Origin of the sequence: Schaalia sp. 19OD2882, assembly GCF_018986735.1 — a bacterium.
Lineage (GTDB): Bacteria > Actinomycetota > Actinomycetes > Actinomycetales > Actinomycetaceae > Pauljensenia.
Window position 1 is genome coordinate 1,892,786 of sequence record NZ_CP065521.1, and the last position, 16,709, is coordinate 1,909,494.

Annotated in this window: 11 protein-coding genes, 2 rRNA genes and 1 riboswitch; of the genes, 1 reads left to right on the forward strand and 12 read right to left on the reverse strand. The window is 66.4% G+C overall.

Features of this window, described 5'->3' with window-relative positions; all coding sequences use genetic code 11:
- Positions 1–71: 71 nt before the first annotated feature.
- The 9 genes from I6B53_RS11105 to I6B53_RS08365 all read right to left on the reverse strand — a co-directional run bounded on the left by I6B53_RS11105 (position 72) and on the right by I6B53_RS08365 (position 9,426).
- On the reverse strand, positions 72–413 hold the full coding sequence (locus I6B53_RS11105; RefSeq protein ID WP_253953833.1) for a hypothetical protein: 342 nt from the start codon (positions 411–413) through the stop codon (positions 72–74).
- Entirely contained in the window at positions 410–880 is a 471-nt protein-coding gene (locus I6B53_RS11110) for an ABC transporter substrate-binding protein (RefSeq protein ID WP_253953834.1), read from the reverse strand. Before I6B53_RS11110 ends, I6B53_RS11105 begins: the two co-directional genes overlap by 4 nt.
- Entirely contained in the window at positions 880–2,466 is a 1,587-nt protein-coding gene (locus I6B53_RS08335) for an ATP-binding cassette domain-containing protein (protein ID WP_253953835.1), read from the reverse strand. Before I6B53_RS08335 ends, I6B53_RS11110 begins: the two co-directional genes overlap by 1 nt.
- A gap of 20 nt (positions 2,467–2,486) precedes the next feature.
- Positions 2,487–3,545, reverse strand: a complete 1,059-nt coding sequence (locus tag I6B53_RS08340; RefSeq protein ID WP_253953836.1) for an ABC transporter substrate-binding protein — start codon at positions 3,543–3,545, stop codon at positions 2,487–2,489.
- Complete coding sequence (locus I6B53_RS08345; protein ID WP_216763793.1) at positions 3,542–4,735, reverse strand: phosphotransferase enzyme family protein; 1,194 nt, start codon at positions 4,733–4,735, stop codon at positions 3,542–3,544. Before I6B53_RS08345 ends, I6B53_RS08340 begins: the two co-directional genes overlap by 4 nt.
- A 34-nt stretch (positions 4,736–4,769) precedes the next feature.
- A riboswitch (TPP riboswitch) is annotated at positions 4,770–4,878 on the reverse strand.
- Between the two features lie 42 nt (positions 4,879–4,920).
- Positions 4,921–5,979 carry a 3-isopropylmalate dehydrogenase gene (locus I6B53_RS08350; RefSeq protein WP_216763794.1) on the reverse strand — a complete coding sequence of 353 codons (1,059 nt, stop codon included), beginning with the start codon at positions 5,977–5,979 and terminating at the stop codon, positions 4,921–4,923.
- A 137-nt stretch (positions 5,980–6,116) separates the two neighbouring features.
- Positions 6,117–7,142 carry a ketol-acid reductoisomerase gene (ilvC, locus tag I6B53_RS08355; RefSeq protein WP_216763795.1) on the reverse strand — a complete coding sequence of 342 codons (1,026 nt, stop codon included), beginning with the start codon at positions 7,140–7,142 and terminating at the stop codon, positions 6,117–6,119.
- A 2-nt stretch (positions 7,143–7,144) separates the two neighbouring features.
- Complete coding sequence (gene ilvN, locus I6B53_RS08360) at positions 7,145–7,657, reverse strand: acetolactate synthase small subunit (protein ID WP_216763796.1); 513 nt, start codon at positions 7,655–7,657, stop codon at positions 7,145–7,147.
- 2 nt (positions 7,658–7,659) lie between these two features.
- Positions 7,660–9,426, reverse strand: a complete 1,767-nt coding sequence (locus tag I6B53_RS08365) for an acetolactate synthase large subunit (protein WP_216765428.1) — start codon at positions 9,424–9,426, stop codon at positions 7,660–7,662.
- Positions 9,427–9,808: 382 nt separating this feature from the next.
- On the opposite strand from I6B53_RS08365, the gene I6B53_RS08370 reads away from it, so the two are divergent.
- Positions 9,809–11,401 (forward strand): aspartate:alanine exchanger family transporter, encoded by a 1,593-nt coding sequence (locus I6B53_RS08370; RefSeq protein ID WP_216765429.1) that lies wholly within the window; start codon positions 9,809–9,811, stop codon positions 11,399–11,401.
- Positions 11,402–11,476: 75 nt separating this feature from the next.
- Here I6B53_RS08370 and I6B53_RS08375 read toward each other — a convergent pair whose 3' ends face one another.
- The 3 genes from I6B53_RS08375 to I6B53_RS08385 form a co-directional block, all read right to left on the reverse strand.
- Positions 11,477–12,760 carry a threonine/serine exporter ThrE family protein gene (locus I6B53_RS08375; protein WP_216765430.1) on the reverse strand — a complete coding sequence of 428 codons (1,284 nt, stop codon included), beginning with the start codon at positions 12,758–12,760 and terminating at the stop codon, positions 11,477–11,479.
- A gap of 322 nt (positions 12,761–13,082) precedes the next feature.
- Positions 13,083–13,200, reverse strand: a 5S ribosomal RNA gene (rrf, locus tag I6B53_RS08380).
- A gap of 111 nt (positions 13,201–13,311) precedes the next feature.
- A 23S ribosomal RNA gene (locus I6B53_RS08385) occupies positions 13,312–16,439 on the reverse strand.
- Positions 16,440–16,709: the final 270 nt, after the last annotated feature.

Consider the following 16,709-nt stretch of genomic DNA (forward strand, 5'->3'; position numbering starts at 1 on the left):
GGTTGGTCGTCGTGGACAGGATATGCCCGCTCCGGGCGCCCCCCACGCCTTCTTCCGTGATGTGACCCGGATCAGGCAAGCAGGTCGTTGCGCCATGCGCCGCAGGTGGCCTCGACCGGCGCGGTGGTCCACCCGCCTTCGCGCATCCAACGGGTGTAGGAGTCGACCAAGTCGGCCTGGATCTCTCCCCAACGGCCCTCGGGAGTGAACCACGAGTCGCGGATCTTCCGGGTCGAGGCGCGGATGACTGCGGGAGAGACGTGCCACAGGGCCGCCGACATGGCTCGCACGACCGCCTCCTCGTCCTCCATGGCCCGGCGGTAGCCGCGCGCGGTGGCGGCAAGGAAGCGCCGGTACAGTTCGGTGTCGTGTCGCAGGGCCTCCTGGCGCGCACATTGAAGACGGCCTCTCAAAGTCCTTGTTCGACGGCGCGGATGTCGACCTCCCATTCGGGGTGTTCGATGATGACCCGGTCCGGGTCCGCCCCGTCGGCGAGGACCGCCTCGCGGAGTTCCTGGACCAGGCGGCCCACCGGTGGGATGGCCACCCTGCGACCTTCGAGGTCGGCGAAGCGGCGGATTCCGGTGTCGGGTGTGGTCATGACGGCGCCGAGTTGGCGCTGGTTGAAGGTGCCGATGGAGATCAGGGGCGTGTCGGTACCACGCGATTCGACCACCTGCCCCAGGCGCACGGAAGCCAGGTCGTATTCACCGCGGGCCAGTTTGGCGGCCGCGTCGCCGCGGTCGTCCCCGTCGGAGACCAGGTCGACGTCCAGGCCCTCTTCGGCGTAGAAGCCTTCCTTGCGGGCGACGAAGAGCCCGGCGTGGTTGGGCCAGGGGTGGACGTATTCCAGGTGCATGCGCACCAGCGTGTCGCTCATCAGTGTTCCTTTCGAATCGGAGGGGTGCAGGTGAGCAGGTCTTCGACGAGGGCACACAGGTGGTGGAAGTGCGCTTGGGTGCGCGTGTGCGCGCCACGCGGTGAGGGCAGGTCCACGTCGACGGTGCCGACGACTCGGCAGGGCCGCGCCGACAGGACGACGACCCTGTCGGCCATCTGGACGGCCTCGGAGATGTCGTGGGTGACCAGGACCACCGTGGCGCCGCAAGTGCGCAGGATCCGCGCGGTCCAGTCCTGGATCTCGGTGCGGGTGAGGGAGTCGAGGGCGCTGAAGGGTTCGTCCAACAGGACGATCGGGGATGCTGCCAGGACGGTTCGTACCAGGGCCGCCCGGGCCCTCATCCCTCCCGAGAGTTGCGAGGGGGCGCTGGCGGCGAAGTCCTCCAGGTCCACGTCGCTCAGGCTGTCCAGGGCGGCACGGCGCGCCGCCACCGGGTCCGCCCCCTGCAGGCGCCGGGCCAGGGCGACATTGTCGGCCACGTCCAACCATGGCAGCAGGGAGTCCCCCTGCGGCATCCACGCGATGAGATCCCTGAGATTGCGCCGCAGCTGCCCATCGACCTCGATGCGTGCGCTGTCGGCCACCTCAAGGCCGGCGAGGATCCGCAGAATCGTCGACTTGCCGCATCCGGAGGGGCCGACCAGGGCAATGACGGAGCCCGCCTCCAGATCCAGGTCGACCTGGCAGATCGCCGGGACGGGGCCGCCTTGCCCCCGGAAGGTCTTTCCCAGCCCCCGGACCGTCACCGATGGGCCGGGCCGCACCGGTGGCCTCACCTGGGACTCCCTCGGCCCCGACGCCGATACCACCCGCGCCAAGGCCCTGCGCCTGCCCGACAACCGCGGTCTCGGACGCACGGCCTCCTCCACCAGGACGACCACACCGACCAGGACCACGGTGAGCAGGGTGAGGGCTGCTGCGCCGACGAACACGAGGTCCGTGCGAAATGAGGACTGGGCGGACAGGATGTAGATGCCCAGCCCGTCCCGGGCACCCATGAACTCGGCGGTCGCCGCGGTGGCCAAGGCGTAGGTCGCCGAGATCCGCACCCCGGAGAAGAAGCGCTCGCACGCCCAGGGCAGGCGCACCTGCGCCAGCACCCACGCCCGGCCGGCCCCCAGGGCGCGCACCACCTCCACATGGGAGCGGGGCACCAGATCCAGACCTCTGAGGAAAGGAAGGACCACCGGGAAGGCGGAGAAGACGGCGACCACGAGGATCTTCGAGCTCACGCCGAATCCGAACCAGATGACCATGAGGGGCGCGACCGCGATGAGGGGGACCGCCTGGGAGACGACCAGCAGCGGATGGACCCCTGCTCCCAGACTCGGACACAGGTGCAGTGCCAGGGCGAGGAGGGCCCCCACGGCAATGCCCAGCAACAGCCCGCTCACTCCCTCGACCACGGTGGTCATGCTGGCGCGGCCGAGGTTCACCCAGTCCCCCACGGCGCCCTCGACGATGCTCGACGGGGCAGGAAGGATCCTCGCGGGGACGTCGCCCACACGCACGATCCCCTCCCAGGCTCCCAGGAGCACCGGACCCGCCGACGCGGCGACGAGCACGCGCGGACGCCACCGAGATCTCACTCTAGGTACTCGTTCGTCACGAGGTCGTCCACCTTCGGCGCCACTGTCACGGGGGCTCCCGTGGAGTCGACCAAGTAGCCCTTGTCGACGAGGTGGTCGAGGTAGGCCTGCCAGGCATCACGGTCGCAGCGCCCCACCCGCCCGTCCTCGTCGGGCCAGTACTCGGTGGACAGAAGCTGCTGGGAACACCGGGCCAATTCGGGGTCGATCTTGGCCTGCGGGTTGGCGGCGACGAGCACGTCGGCCGTGCCCGCCGGGTCCTTGACGGCGTCCTCGTACCCCCGGCGGGTGGCGCGCAGGAACCTTCGGGCCACCTGGCTGTGGTCCGCCAGGTAGGTGCGGGTCGAGGCGATCCCGACCTCGGAGGGCACCAGGGGCACGCCGAAGTCCGCCGGGCGGAAGAATCGCAGGGGTGTGCCGCGCAGGTCGGCCTCGATCCCCTCCCAAGTGACCAGGCCCTGCGCGAAGTCGGCGGTGCCGGAGTGGACGGCCTCGTAGGCGCTGGTGCCCAGCATCACCTGGTCGAAGGTGCCCGTGCCACCGTCGGCGCGGATCATCTCGCGGACGGAGCCGACCAGTTCGGAGGAGCCCCAGGAGGCGAAGGTCCTGCCATCCAGGTCCTTGGGTGAGGAGATCGACGGATTGTCGGCCTTGACGGCGATCGCCACGGCGGGTTTGCGCATGAGGGTCAGGACCATCTGGACGTCCTGGCCGTTGACATTGGCCTGCGTGGTCCACGGCGCACCGGAGAAGCCGAAGTCGGCGCCGCCGGTGGCCAGGACGGCTTCGACCCCCGCCTTGTTGAAGGGCAGGATCTCGACCTCCAGGTTCTCCTGCCGGTAGTAGCCGCGTTCCTGGGCGACGAAGACTCCCGTGTGGTTGGTGTTCGGTGTCCAGTCCAGGACGATCCTCACCTTCGCAGGCTCGGCGCTCCGGGCCCCGGAGGCGTCGGGGGTCACGGGCGCCCCGGCGGTGCAGGATCCGAGGAGTCCTGTGAGCAGCGCGGGCAGGAGCGCCAGGGCGGCCAACGGTGTCAGGCGGCGCGTACGGGTCATCGGTGGTCTCTCCTTTCGGGCGATGCGGGCCCCTCGGGCAGGTCGCACATCAGAGTGCCGAGCCAGGCGGTGAACTGCCGGCCCTGGGGGCACGTGAACCAGGTGGTGTGCGCGCCGAGGAACACGTCGAGGGCCCAGCGTGCCGAGGCCTCGTTGCCGAGGACCCCCCACTGGTACTCGATGACATTGAGGGCGAACTCGGACTGGACGACGGGCATGATGGCCGGCAGGGCGGCGCGCTCGGCCGGGTCCAGTGGGCGCACCTCGTGCCAGCCGCGCACGAGAGCCTCGGCGATGTCACGACGCACGGCATCAGTGCGCCCGTTCATGATCTCCAGCCATTCGAAGGCGTTGCGTTCGACCATGACCGCCAGGTCCAGGACGGCGACATTGCGGTCGGCCAGGCCGAAGTCGACGAGGTCGCACACCCCGTCCTCGTCCCAGAAGGCGTTGGAGACGTGCAGGTCTCCGTGGGTCCATTGGGTGGGCATGTCGGCCAGGTGACCGTTCAGGCGGGCAGCCGCCTCGAAGTGGGGAGCCATCACCGAGTCGACGTCCGCGCCGAGGAGCTCGAACACCTCGGTGACCGCGCGGTGGCGGCCGAGCCATTCGTGGACGCGGCCGCGCGGGTCCGCGTCGGCCAACAGGTCCAGGCGGCTCTGGTAGATGGCGTCGGCCTGGCGCGGCTGATCGAAGGAGGCCGAAGCCAGGGCCATCTCCGCTCCCGCCCTGCCCAGGGCGTGGGCGTCCGCGGTGCTCCGGGGAGGCTGCCAGGAGTGGGTCAGGCGGTAGCGGTCCTCGCCGCGGGCGGCCCCGCACACCTCCCAGATTCCGTCCTCGCAGGTCATGGCGGTCCTACCGGATGAGAAGGGGAGGAAGCGCGGGGTGGGTACACCGTGGTCGGCCAGGTGGGCGACAAAGCGGTGGGTGGCTTCCAGGTGTGCGGGGCGCACGCTGGCGTGGCCGTAGCGTTTGAGGAAGAGGGGACCGGCGTCGGTGTCGACCAAGGAGGCGGCGGCCATGGGCCGCGAGGAGACGGTGAGGACCCGTGTGGCGCGCACCGGGCTGGCGAGTGCCCCCAGGACGGCCCCTGCGGCCTCACGGGTGATGACCGGCCACACGGGATCGACCACGCTCATCTGCGGGTCGTCGCCGGGAAGGCGGTCGGGAAGCCGACTGCTGGTGTCCATGTCCCCTCCGAGGTCGCGTGCGAGCACGGACACCCGTGGGGGTGGACTTGCGTCCCTTCGCTGGCATGACCCAGATCAGGTTCACCGGTCGGAGGCTCGACCTCCCTCTCAGCCCTTGGATGAGGGCTCCCGTGCAATGTCCTTCAACGATAGGCGCAGTGTGCGCCGGGAGACAACCCCGCCCGTCAGTGGACCAGGGCGGCGATCGCGTCGCCGATCTGACTGGTCGAACGCACCAAGGGCGCTCCTGCCGCAGCCGCAGTCGCCCGGGCCGCCATGTCCGCCTCGATGGCGGCTTCGATGCGGCGGGCAGGGGCCGCGTGTCCGAGATGGTCGAGCATGAGGGCCACCGAGCTGATGGTGGCCGTCGGGTCGGCCTTGCCCTGCCCCGCAATGTCGGGGGCGGAGCCGTGGACGGGTTCGAACATCGAGGGGAAGACGCCATCGGGGTTGATGTTTCCGGAGGCCGCCAGACCGATGCCGCCGGTGACGGCCCCGGCCTCGTCGGTGAGGATGTCACCGAAGAGGTTGTCGGTGACGATGACGTCGAAACGCTGGGGGTCGGTCACCAGGTGGATGGTGGCGGCGTCCACGTGACAGTAGTCGACGCTGACCTGGGGGTAGTGGGCGGCCACCGCCTCGACGGTGCGGCGCCACAGGTGTCCGGCGTGGACCAGAACATTGTGCTTGTGGACCAGGGTCAGGTGCTTGGCGGGGCGCGAGGCGGCCTTGGCGAAGGCGTAGCGGACCACGCGTTCCACGCCGTGAGCGGTGTTGACGGAGACTTCGGTGGCGATCTCGTGGGGGGTGCCGACCCTCACGGCTCCCCCGTTGCCGCAGTACAGGCCTTCGGTGCCTTCGCGTACGACGACGAAGTCGATGTCGCCCGGGTTGGCCAGGGGGCTGGGCACGCCCTCGTGGTACTTCGAGGGGCGCAGGTTGACGTAGTGGTCGAGGGCGAAGCGGAGCCTGAGCAGCAGCCCGCGCTCCAGCACACCGGAGGGCACGCTGGGGTCTCCGACGGCTCCGAGGAGGATCGCGTCGTGACCCTTGATGGCCTCCAGGTCCGCGTCGGTCAGGGTCTCGCCGGTGCGGTGCCAGCGATCGGCGCCCAAGTCGTAGTGGGTGGTGGTGAACTCCACTCCGGTGCCGGCCAGTGCCGCAGCCAGGACCTTCAGTCCCTCGGGCACGACCTCCTTGCCAATGCCGTCGCCGGGAATCACTGCCAGATCAAGAATCGTCATGGCAGCATTCAACCCGCCGCCCGGCGCCCCCTTCCGGAGCGTCCACCCGTTGGTCCGAGGAGGTCGGCGCCGACTCCGAAGGGCCCGCATCCGGCGGTGGGATCCACCGGACGCGGGCCCCGGGCCTTCAGTGGGGGTCAGCGGGCGGCCGAGCCCTCCGTGTAGTCGGCGTCAACCTGGGCCCAACCGAATTTGGCGCGCAGCTCACGGCCGGTGGCCTCGATCGGGTGGCCCTCGCCCTGGGCGCGCAGCGCCTTGAACTCCAGGCCGCCGTTGTCCTGGTCGGCGATGAAGCGGCGGGCGAAGGTGCCGTCCTGGATGTCCGCAAGGACCTCCTTCATGGCTTCCTTGACCTGCGGGCCGATGACGCGAGGGCCGGAGACGTAGTCGCCGTACTCGGCGGTGTCCGAGATCGACCAGCGCTGCTTGGAGATCCCGCCCTCGTTGATGAGGTCGACAATGAGTTTGAGCTCGTGGAGGACCTCGAAGTAGGCCATCTCCGGCTGGTAGCCCGCCTCGACCAGGGTCTCGAAGCCGTACTGGATGAGGCGCGAGACGCCACCGCACAGGACGGCCTGCTCGCCGAAGAGGTCCGTCTCGGTCTCCTCGGTGAAGGTGGTCTTGATGACGCCGGCGCGAGTGGCGCCGATGGCCTTGGCGTAGGACAGGGCCAGCTCCCAGGCCTGTCCGGAGGCGTCCTGCTCGACGCAGACCAGGGCCGGCACCCCCTTGCCCTCGACGTACTGGCGGCGCACCGTGTGGCCCGGGCCCTTGGGGGCGACCATGCACACGTCGTGTCCGGCCTCGGGGGCGATGTAGCCGAAGCGGACGTTGAAACCGTGGGCGAAGAACAGGGCGGCGCCGTCCTTCAGGTTGGGAGCGATCTGCTCGGCGTAGACGTGACGCTGGGCCTGGTCGGGGGTCAGGATCATGATGACGTCGGCGCCCTCGACGGCCTCGGGGATGTCCTTGACGGCCAGGCCCGCGCCTTCGGCCTTCTCCCACGAGGACGATCCCGGGCGCAGTCCGACGACGACGTCCACTCCGGAGTCCTTGAGGTTGAGGGCGTGCGCGTGTCCCTGGGAGCCGTAGCCGATGACGGCGACCTTCTTGGACTGGATGATCGACAGGTCGGCGCCGTCGTCGTAGATGATCTCTGCCATGGTCATTTCTCCTTCAGTTGATCCGTGATCGAACGCGACCCGCGGCCGATCGCCACGGCGCCCGACTGGACGATTTCCTTGATTCCGTAGGGTTCGAGGGCGCGCAGCAGCGCCTCGAGCTTGGGCAGCGAGCCGATGGACTCAATGACGACCGTGTCCGGTTGGACGTCGACGACGTGGGCACGGAACAGGTCGACGACCTGCAGGACGCCGGTGCGGCGCGACTGGTCGGCCTGGACCTTGAGCATGAGCAGGCGACGCTCGACCTTCGCCTCCTCCTCCAATTCGACGACCTTGAGGACGTTGACCAGCTTGTTCAGCTGTTTGGTGACCTGCTCGAAGGGGGTGTCCTCGGCGGAGACGATGATCGTCATGCGTGAAACGGACTCGACCTCGGTCTCACCCACGGTGAGGGACTTGATGTTGAACGCGCGCCGGGCGAACAGGGAGGCGACCCGCATGAGGACACCCGGTTTGTTCTCCACCAGGACGGACAGCGTGTGGAACTGTGCCATTGTCAGTCCTCCACTTCCCAGTCGGGCGCCATGCCCTGGGCATAGCGGATCTCGTCATTGGACACTCCTGCCGCGACCATCGGCCACACCATCGCATCCTTGGAGACGCGGAAGTCGATGAGGACCGGGCGGTCGTTGATCGACATGGCCCACTCGATGGCCTCGTCGACCTCGTCGATGCTGCGCACGGTCCGCGCCGCCGCACCGTAGGCGGTGGCCAGCATCTCGAAGTTGGGGACCTGGTCCCCCTCGACGGGGTTCAGCGTGGTGTTCGAGTAGCGCTGCCCGTAGAACAGTGACTGCCACTGGCGCACCATGCCCAGCACTGAGTTGTTGATGAGGCACACCTTGATGGGGATGCCGTTGACGGTGCAGGTGGCCAACTCCTGGTTGGTCATCTGGAAGGACCCGTCACCGTCGATGGCCCACACCACCTGGTCCGGGGCTCCCACCCGGGCACCCATGGCCGCAGGGATCGCGAAGCCCATGGTTCCCAGCCCGCACGAGGACAGGAAGTGGCGGGGGTGTTCGCAGCCGATGAACTGGGCGGCCCACATCTGGTGCTGTCCGACACCGGTGACGTAGATGGCGTCGGGGCCGGCGATGCGCGACAGTCGGGTGAGCACGTCCTGCGGGGCCATCATGGAGTCGCTGGGCTGGGCCCACCCCATCGGGTACTTCCTGCGCAGGCGGTCCAGGTAGCGCCACCAGCCGGACAGGTCGGCCTTGCCCGTTTCGGCCTGGGCGGCGGGGAAGGCGTCGACCAGTGCGTCCGTGACCAGGGCGAGGTCGCCGACGATGGGCACGTCGGCGACCCTGTTCTTCGAGATCTCGGCCGCGTCGATGTCGACGTGGACGACCTTGGCCCGGGGGGCGAAGGAGTCGAGGTTGCCGGTGACCCGGTCGTCGAAACGCGCCCCGAGGGCGACGATGAGATCCGCGCGCTGCAGGGCGCCGACGGCCGCGACGGTGCCGTGCATGCCGGGCATGCCGAGGTTGTGCCGGTCGGAGTCGGGGAAAGCGCCGCGCGCCGCCAAGGTGGTGACCACGGGGGCGTCGGAGAGTTCGACGAGGCGGGCAAGGGCGTGGCTGGCGCCGGAGCGGATCATGCCGCCTCCGACGTAGAAGACGGGCGCCTGGGCGGTGGCCAGTTCCTTGGCGGCGGCCCGCACCTGCTTCATGTGGGGCTTGCCGGCAGGGCGGTATCCGGGCAGGTCCAGGGTGGGTGGCCAGTGGAACTCCATGGTGGCGTTCTGCGCGGACTTGGTGATGTCGACGAGGACGGGGCCCGGTCGGCCAGTGGCGGCCAGGTGGAAGGCCTCCGCGATGCGGGCGGGGATGTCCTGGGCGCGGGTGACGAGGAAGGAGTGCTTCGTCACGGGCACGGAGGCGCCGACGATGTCGGCCTCCTGGAAGGCGTCGGTGCCGATGAGGGAGGCGCCGACCTGGCCGGAGATGACGACGATCGGCACGGAGTCCATGTTCGCGTCGGCCAGTGCCGTCATGACATTCGTGGCCGCGGGGCCCGAGGTGACGATCGCACAGCCGACCTTTCCGGAGGCCAGTGCGTAGCCTTCGGCGGCGTGGCCCGCCCCCTGCTCGTGGCGCACGAGGATGTGGCGCAGCGAGGAACTCATCAGGGGGTCGTAGGTGGGCAGGATCGCACCGCCCGGCATTCCGAAGACGTCGGTGACGCCCAGGGCTTCGAGGGTGGCGACGATGGCGGCGGCGCCGGTCATCGTCCGGGTGTTGTCAGTGTCGTTCACCAGGGTGTCCTCTCAGGTGGAAGGGCGAGTCCCATGAAAAAGCCCCCTCCGCGGCTGAGGCGTGGGGACAAGGCGTGCGATCCACCCGTTTTCACACGGCAGGAACCGCACGCCCTGCTACGAGGACGAGGGCGGCGGAGCCGGCGATGCGAATGTCGAGCACCCCACCACCGTAAGCGGGTGGCGGCCGCACGTGCCTCTCGTCTCACACTTCGGGCCCACCCCGGGAAGGGCTGCTCCCCGGGCGCCCCGCGCCGGGGTGTGCAGGGCGGCCTTCGGCCCGTGTCCGGCTGGGACGATGGGCCGCCGATGGGCCCCGGACCCACTGGGATACTTGGGATGACATTCCTTTTCCACCTTCCTCACGATCTTGGAGCGAGTGACCGTGGTGCAAGTCTTCGAGGTGCTGTCCGAGCAGCCCGTACTCTTCCTCTTCCTTCTCATCGGCGTCGGCATGGCCTTCGGGCACCTGAAGATCAAGGGCGTGGGTCTGGGCGCCGCAGCGGTTCTCTTCCTCGCGATCGGACTGGCCGCATGGGCGAAGTCCTACGGCGTCGAATTGGAGGTCACCCGACAGCTCGGAACGCTCGGCCTGGCACTGTTCACCTTCGCCATCGGCATCAACTCGGGTGCGTCCTTCTTCCACAACCTGAAGTCCGCCATCGGCCCCCTGGTGACCATGGTCGCCCTCTACGCGCTCACCGCCCTCGTCGGGGTCCAGGTCGGCCACCTGATGGGAATGGACACGGCCCTCATCGCCGGCACCTTCGCCGGCTCCGTCACCAACACCCCGGCCCTGGCCGCCGCAGGTGAGGCCTCGAACCAGCTGGATCGGGCCACGGTCGGCTATGCGATCGCCTACCTCTTCGGCGTCATCGGCATGATGATCGCCGCGACCCTGGCTCTGGCCTACGGCAAGAACGACCGGGACGCGCCCTCGCCCCTGGCCAACAGGACCATCCGCGTGGAGCGCGAGGACCACCCCTGCATCGGCGACATGGCGGAGAAGCTCGGAGGAAAGGTCACCTTCTCGCGTCTGCGCCGCGGAGAGACCGGCCCCATCTCACGCCCCTCCCTCACCGACACCCTGGACCCGGGCGACCTCGTCACCGTCGTCGGCCCCCGCGAACTCGTGGCACGGGTGGCCACTGAACTCGGCCACGCATCCTCCCACTCCCTCATCCAGGACCGCACCTACCTGGACTTCCGCCGCATGACGGTGTCCGACCCGAAGCTCGCGGGCCGCACGGTGGCAGATCTGGAGATGTCGAAGAAGTTCTCGGCGACCATCTCGCGTGTGCGTCGCGGCGACGTCGACATGGTGGCCGAGCCGGGCCTGGTCCTCCAACAGGGCGACCGAGTGCGCGTGGTGGCCCCGACCTCGAAGATGGCCGAGATCACGAAGTTCTTCGGCGACTCCGCGCGCGGTTTGTCCGACCTGAACCCCATCGCCCTGGGTTTGGGCATGGCGCTCGGAATTGCCATCGGCGAGCTGCCGATCCTCACGCCGACGGGCGCCTACTTCACGATCGGTTCGGCTGCCGGGACCCTGATCGTCGGCCTGGTCTTCGGCAGGATCGGACGCATCGGTTCCTTCGTCACGGCACTGCCCTTCACGGCCTGCCAGGTCATGGCCGAGCTCGGTCTGCTCATCTTCCTCGCACAGGCGGGCGCGAAGGCGGGCGGTCAGATCATCGAGGCCTTCACCTCGGGCGCATGGCTGAACATCTTCATCCTGGGCTTCATCATGACCTCGATCATGGCCATCGGCCTGTACATCACCATGCGGTGGGTCTTCAAGATGGGTGGCACCCAACTTTCCGGTCTGCTGGGCGGGGCCCAGACCCAGCCGGCGGTCCTCGCATTCGTGAACTCGCGTACGAATGCCGACCCGCGCGTGTCCTTGGGCTACGCCTTGGTCTACCCGGTGGCGATGATCGCCAAGATCTTCGTCGCACAGGTCCTGGGCGGGCTCTGAGTCTGCGGCACTGCACCGCAACGGCCCGCCCCCCCGGGGGAGCGGGCCGTTGCGGTTGGCGTTTCGTTCCCGGTTTCAGTCCTGCTGACCGACCCGGGGCAGGGCAAGCTGGGGTTCGACCAGCCACGTCCTGTCGGTGAGCATCCGCGAGACCGCCAGACCCACGCCGATCGCGGTGATCGAGAAGAGGACTGTGAAGATCGATCCGAAGGCCAGAGCCGTCTCTCCGTCATTGAGGTAGGCCAGTGAACGGTACAAGGGCACTCCGGGAATCATGATGACCACTGCCGGCACCGACAGGGTCACACGTGAGAAGCGAGTGCGACGTGCGATCTCGGCCGCGAGCAGGCCTGCCGCCAGCGCCGCCAGGCCCACCGCCGCCTGAACCGGCAGTTCCAATTCGTCCTGCAGGGCAAGTCGGCCCACATTGACCGTGGCGCCGATGACGGCCGCCGCGGCGCACACCTTGTACGGAGAGTTGAAGAGCATGGCGAATCCGAAGGAGGCCACGAAGCTCGCGAGGATCCGCAACAGGTACAGCACAAGTACGGGCAGTTCGTACACGAGGTTCGGGGTGACCGACCACTGGAAGGTTGCCGAGACGATCCACACGGCCATGCCGGCGCTGATGACCAGCAGGGCGACGTACACCAGGCGGGCGATGCCTCCCTGGAAGTCGTGGCGCACCAAGTCGATGATGCCGGTGACCAGCGGGAAGCCGGGCACCAGGAAGAGCATCGCGGAGATGAAACCCGCCTGGTGCGTGGGCTCAAGGTGCAGCCAGGTCTGTGCGGCGGCCACCGCGCCGATGTAGATGAGGGCCGCCACTGCGCCGCTGGCCATCCACACGCCGAAGTGGTTCATGCGCCGGTGGAGCAGCTGACGGCGGACCCACTGCCCCGCGAAGGCCGCCACGGCGACCACCAGGCATTCGACCCACCCGCCCTTGTTGAGGAATGAGAAGGCGGCGCAGGCAAGGCCCGAGGCCAGCGCGTTCTGCAGCCAGCCGTACAAAGGCTTGACCTTCTCGATCTCGTCCAGGTGGCGTTCGACGTCCTCCACCAGGACGCTGGTGCCCCTGATGGAACGTACGTAGTTGTTGAGGCGGTCGATCCGATCGGCGTTGACGCCCATCACGCGGTTCTCCGCGAGCTCCGTGCGGAAGGTGCCGTTTGCGTAGGCGGTGGCAACGATCTCCGTGTAGGTGACCTGGGCGTGGTGCTCCTCGATTCCCACGGCCTTGGCGAGCATCCGCATGGTGTCCTTGACGCGGAAAGCGCTGGCCCCCGAGGCCAGGAGCATCTGCCCCAAGCGAAGGACCACGCGGGACTGCACGGCCAGCCGGTCGTGGGCCCGCATGCGGTGGGTGGTCAATGTCGAGCTGGGGACCTGCAGCTCGGAACTCGGGGCATTGGTCGCGTTCGGTGCCTCGCCTTCGGCGGGCGTCATGTCATCGCTCTGATTCACGCTGGACATGGTGGCATTGCCCTTCCGTCCGGATCAGGGACGTGTGTCCGTGACCAAGGCGTGTCGAGGGTGGTGTTGGCGACAGAAGGACGCCAACACCAGATCCGCTCATTGCATCCGGTCGTGGGGGCATGGCGATCGTTGGTGTTGTTGTGTGGGTGTGGTTGTGGGGGCCCGGAGCGTGTGCTCTGGGCCCCCATGTTGGGTGGTTGTGTTGCGGTGGTGTCCTACTCTCCCACATCCTGTCGGGTGCAGTACCATCGGCGCTGTGGGGCTTAGCTTCCGGGTTCGGAATGGGTGCCGGGCGTTTCCCCCACGCCATGACCGCCGCAATGGTGTCAACCGTGTTCCACGCCCCCTGGTGTTGGGGGGTGTGGGTTGGTCGTGGTTTGTACAGTGGTTGTGAGCGGTGTTGTCCCGTGTCCCCCCACCGGGGTGGGGGTGTTGTTTAGTGTTGGCCAATTAGTACCAGTCGGCTCGCGAGCACCTTGCGGTGCTTCCACCTCTGGCCTATCAACCCCATAGTCTGTGGGGGGCCTTCACAGGAACAGGGTTCCTGTTGGAAACCTCATCTTGGAGCAGGCTTCCCGCTTAGATGCTTTCAGCGGTTATCCCTTCCGAACGTAGCCAACCAGCCGTGCACCTGGCGGTACAACTGGCACACCAGAGGTTCGTCCATCCCGGTCCTCTCGTACTGGGGACAGATCTCCACAAGTTTCCTACGCGCACAGAGGATAGGGACCGAACTGTCTCACGACGTTCTGAACCCAGCTCGCGTACCGCTTTAATGGGCGAACAGCCCAACCCTTGGGACCAACTCCAGCCCCAGGATGCGACGAGCCGACATCGAGGTGCCAAACCATGCCGTCGATATGGACTCTTGGGCAAGATCAGCCTGTTATCCCCAGGGTACCTTTTATCCGTTGAGCGACCACGCACCCACGTGCCATGGCCGGATCACTAGTTCCTGCTTTCGCACCTGCTCGACCCGTCGGTCTCACAGTCAAGCTCCCTTGTGCACTTGCACTCGCCACCTGATTACCAACCAGGCTGAGGGAACCTTTGAGCGCCTCCGTTACTCTTTAGGAGGCAACCGCCCCAGTTAAACTACCCACCAGGCACTGTCCCCAACCCGGATCACGGGCCGAGGTTAGATGACCGCTTGAACCAGAATGGTATTTCAACGACGACTCCACCCCGGCTGGCGCCGGAGCTTCACAGTCTCCCACCTATCCTACACAAGCACAAGCGGACACCAATACCAAGCTGTAGTAAAGGTCCCGGGGTCTTTCCGTCCTTCTGCGCGAAACGAGCATCTTTACTCGTACTGCAATTTCGCCGAGTTCACGGTCGAGACAGCGGAGAAGTCGTTACGCCATTCGTGCAGGTCGGAACTTACCCGACAAGGAATTTCGCTACCTTAGGATGGTTATAGTTACCACCGCCGTTTACTGGGGCTTGAATTCAGACCTTCACACGCCGAAACGTGTTGAGTCTTCCTCTTGACCTTCCAGCACCGGGCAGGCGTCAGTGCGTATACATCGTCTTACGACTTCGCACGCACCTGTGTTTTTGATAAACAGTCGCTTCTCCCAATTCTCTGCGACCCCCCACCGCCGGCCCACGCGCTGGTGATGGACGGTTGGGGGTCCTCCTTCTCCCGAAGTTACGGAGGAATTTTGCCGAGTTCCTTGACCGTGATTCACTCGAACGCCTCGGTATACTCTACCTGACCACCTGAGTCGGTTTGGGGTACGGGCGGACACCACCCTCACGTCGAGGCTTTTCTAGACAGCATAGGATCACCACCAGTACCCCCAAGCGGGGTCCCCCATCAGGCCTCACCCACAAGCCTGCCGGATTTGCCTGGCAGACGGGCCACACCCTTGGACACGGTAAACCATCACCGCGCGGCAGCTACCTTCCTGCGTCACCCCTGTTAACACGCTTGCCTACACACCACCAGGATCCCACGACCCCACCACACCCCGCGTCCCGAAGGACACCAAGAGCACAGCGGAGCAGGTGGTTAGCACAATGGCTTCAACACTTGTCGGTTGGTGTCCGGTACCAGAATATCAACTGGTCATCCATCGACTACGCCTGTCGGCCTCGCCTTAGGACCCGACTAACCCAGGGCGGATGAACCTGGCCCTGGAACCCTTGGTCAATCGGCGCTGGGGATTCCCACCCCAGAATCGCTACTCATGCCTGCATTCTCACTCCCACACGCTCCACCCACCGTCACCAGCAGGCTTCACCGCACGCAGGACGCTCCCCTACCCACCCACACCACCACAGGCAACTACGCTGCCCAGGCGCCACGTGTGGGTGCCACAGCTTCGGCGGTACGCTTGAGCCCCGCTACATTGTCGGCGCAGAACCACTTGACCAGTGAGCTATTACGCACTCTTTCAAGGATGGCTGCTTCTAAGCCAACCTCCTGGTTGTCAACGCGATTCCACATCCTTTCCCACTTAGCGCACGCTTAGGGGCCTTAGCTGATGATCTGGGCTGTTTCCCTCTCGACGACGAAGCTTATCCCCCGCCGTCTCACTGCCATGCTCGACCTCACCGGCATTCGGAGTTTGGCTGACGTCAGTAACCCGCGAGGGCCCATCGGCCATCCAGTAGCTCTACCTCCGGAAGGCAACACACGACGCTGCACCTAAATGCATTTCGGGGAGAACCAGCTATCACGGAGTTTGATTGGCCTTTCACCCCTACCCACAGCTCATCCCCCAAGTTTTCAACCCTGGTGGGTTCGGTCCTCCACGACGTCTTACCATCGCTTCAACCTGGCCATGGGTAGATCACCCCGCTTCGGGTCCAGAACACGCGACACACGCCATATTTCAGACTCGCTTTCGCTACGCATACCCCACACGGGTTAAGCACGCCACGTGCCACTGACTCGCAGGCTCATTCTTCAAAAGGCACGCCATCACCCCACAAGGCTCTGACGGCTTACAGGCACCCGGTTTCAGGCACTATTTCACTCCCCTCCCGGGGTACTTTTCACCATTCCCTCACGGTACTATGCACTATCGGTCACCAAGTAGTATTCAGGCTTACCAGGTGGTCCTGGCAGATTCACACGAGATTTCACGAGTCCCGCACTACTCGGGCACCCAACCCACACCACACGCGCCACGTCCAGCTACACGACTGTCACGCACTACGGTCACCCATCCCAGAGTGTTCACCTCCACGACACGCGCAATGCCCGCCCCCGGCAGAAGACGGAACAGCTGAGCCCCACAACACCGCACACGCAACGCCCGCCGACTATCACACGCACACGGTTTAGCCATCCTCCGCTTTCGCTCGCCACTACTCACGGAATATCTTCTCCTACGGGTACTGAGATGTTTCACTTCCCCGCGTTCCCCCCACCACCCTATGAACTTCAGATGATGGTAACCAGGCACAACCCCGGCTGGGTTCCCCCATTCGGACACCCTCGGATCAACGCTCGCTCGCCAACTCCCCGAGGCATATCGCAGGCCGCAACGTCCTTCATCAGCTCTTGGTGCCAAGGCATCCACCGAATGCCCACAAAAACTAAACAAAACCACAGAACAAAAAGATGCTCACAACCACTATACAAAACACAAACAACCCACCACACGCCCACACGACCACCAACAGCAGCCCCACAAGCACGAGCACACACGCCCAACAGGTGTTGAACGTGAACCCGACAGCGTGTCCGCCCACCCATACCTGCAACCCAAACGCACCCACACCCACCACCACACAGGCAGCGACCAAGCATGAGCACAAGAAACCATCCCACACACAAACGCGCGCAGGACAGCCCCCAACACGGGCTCCCTAG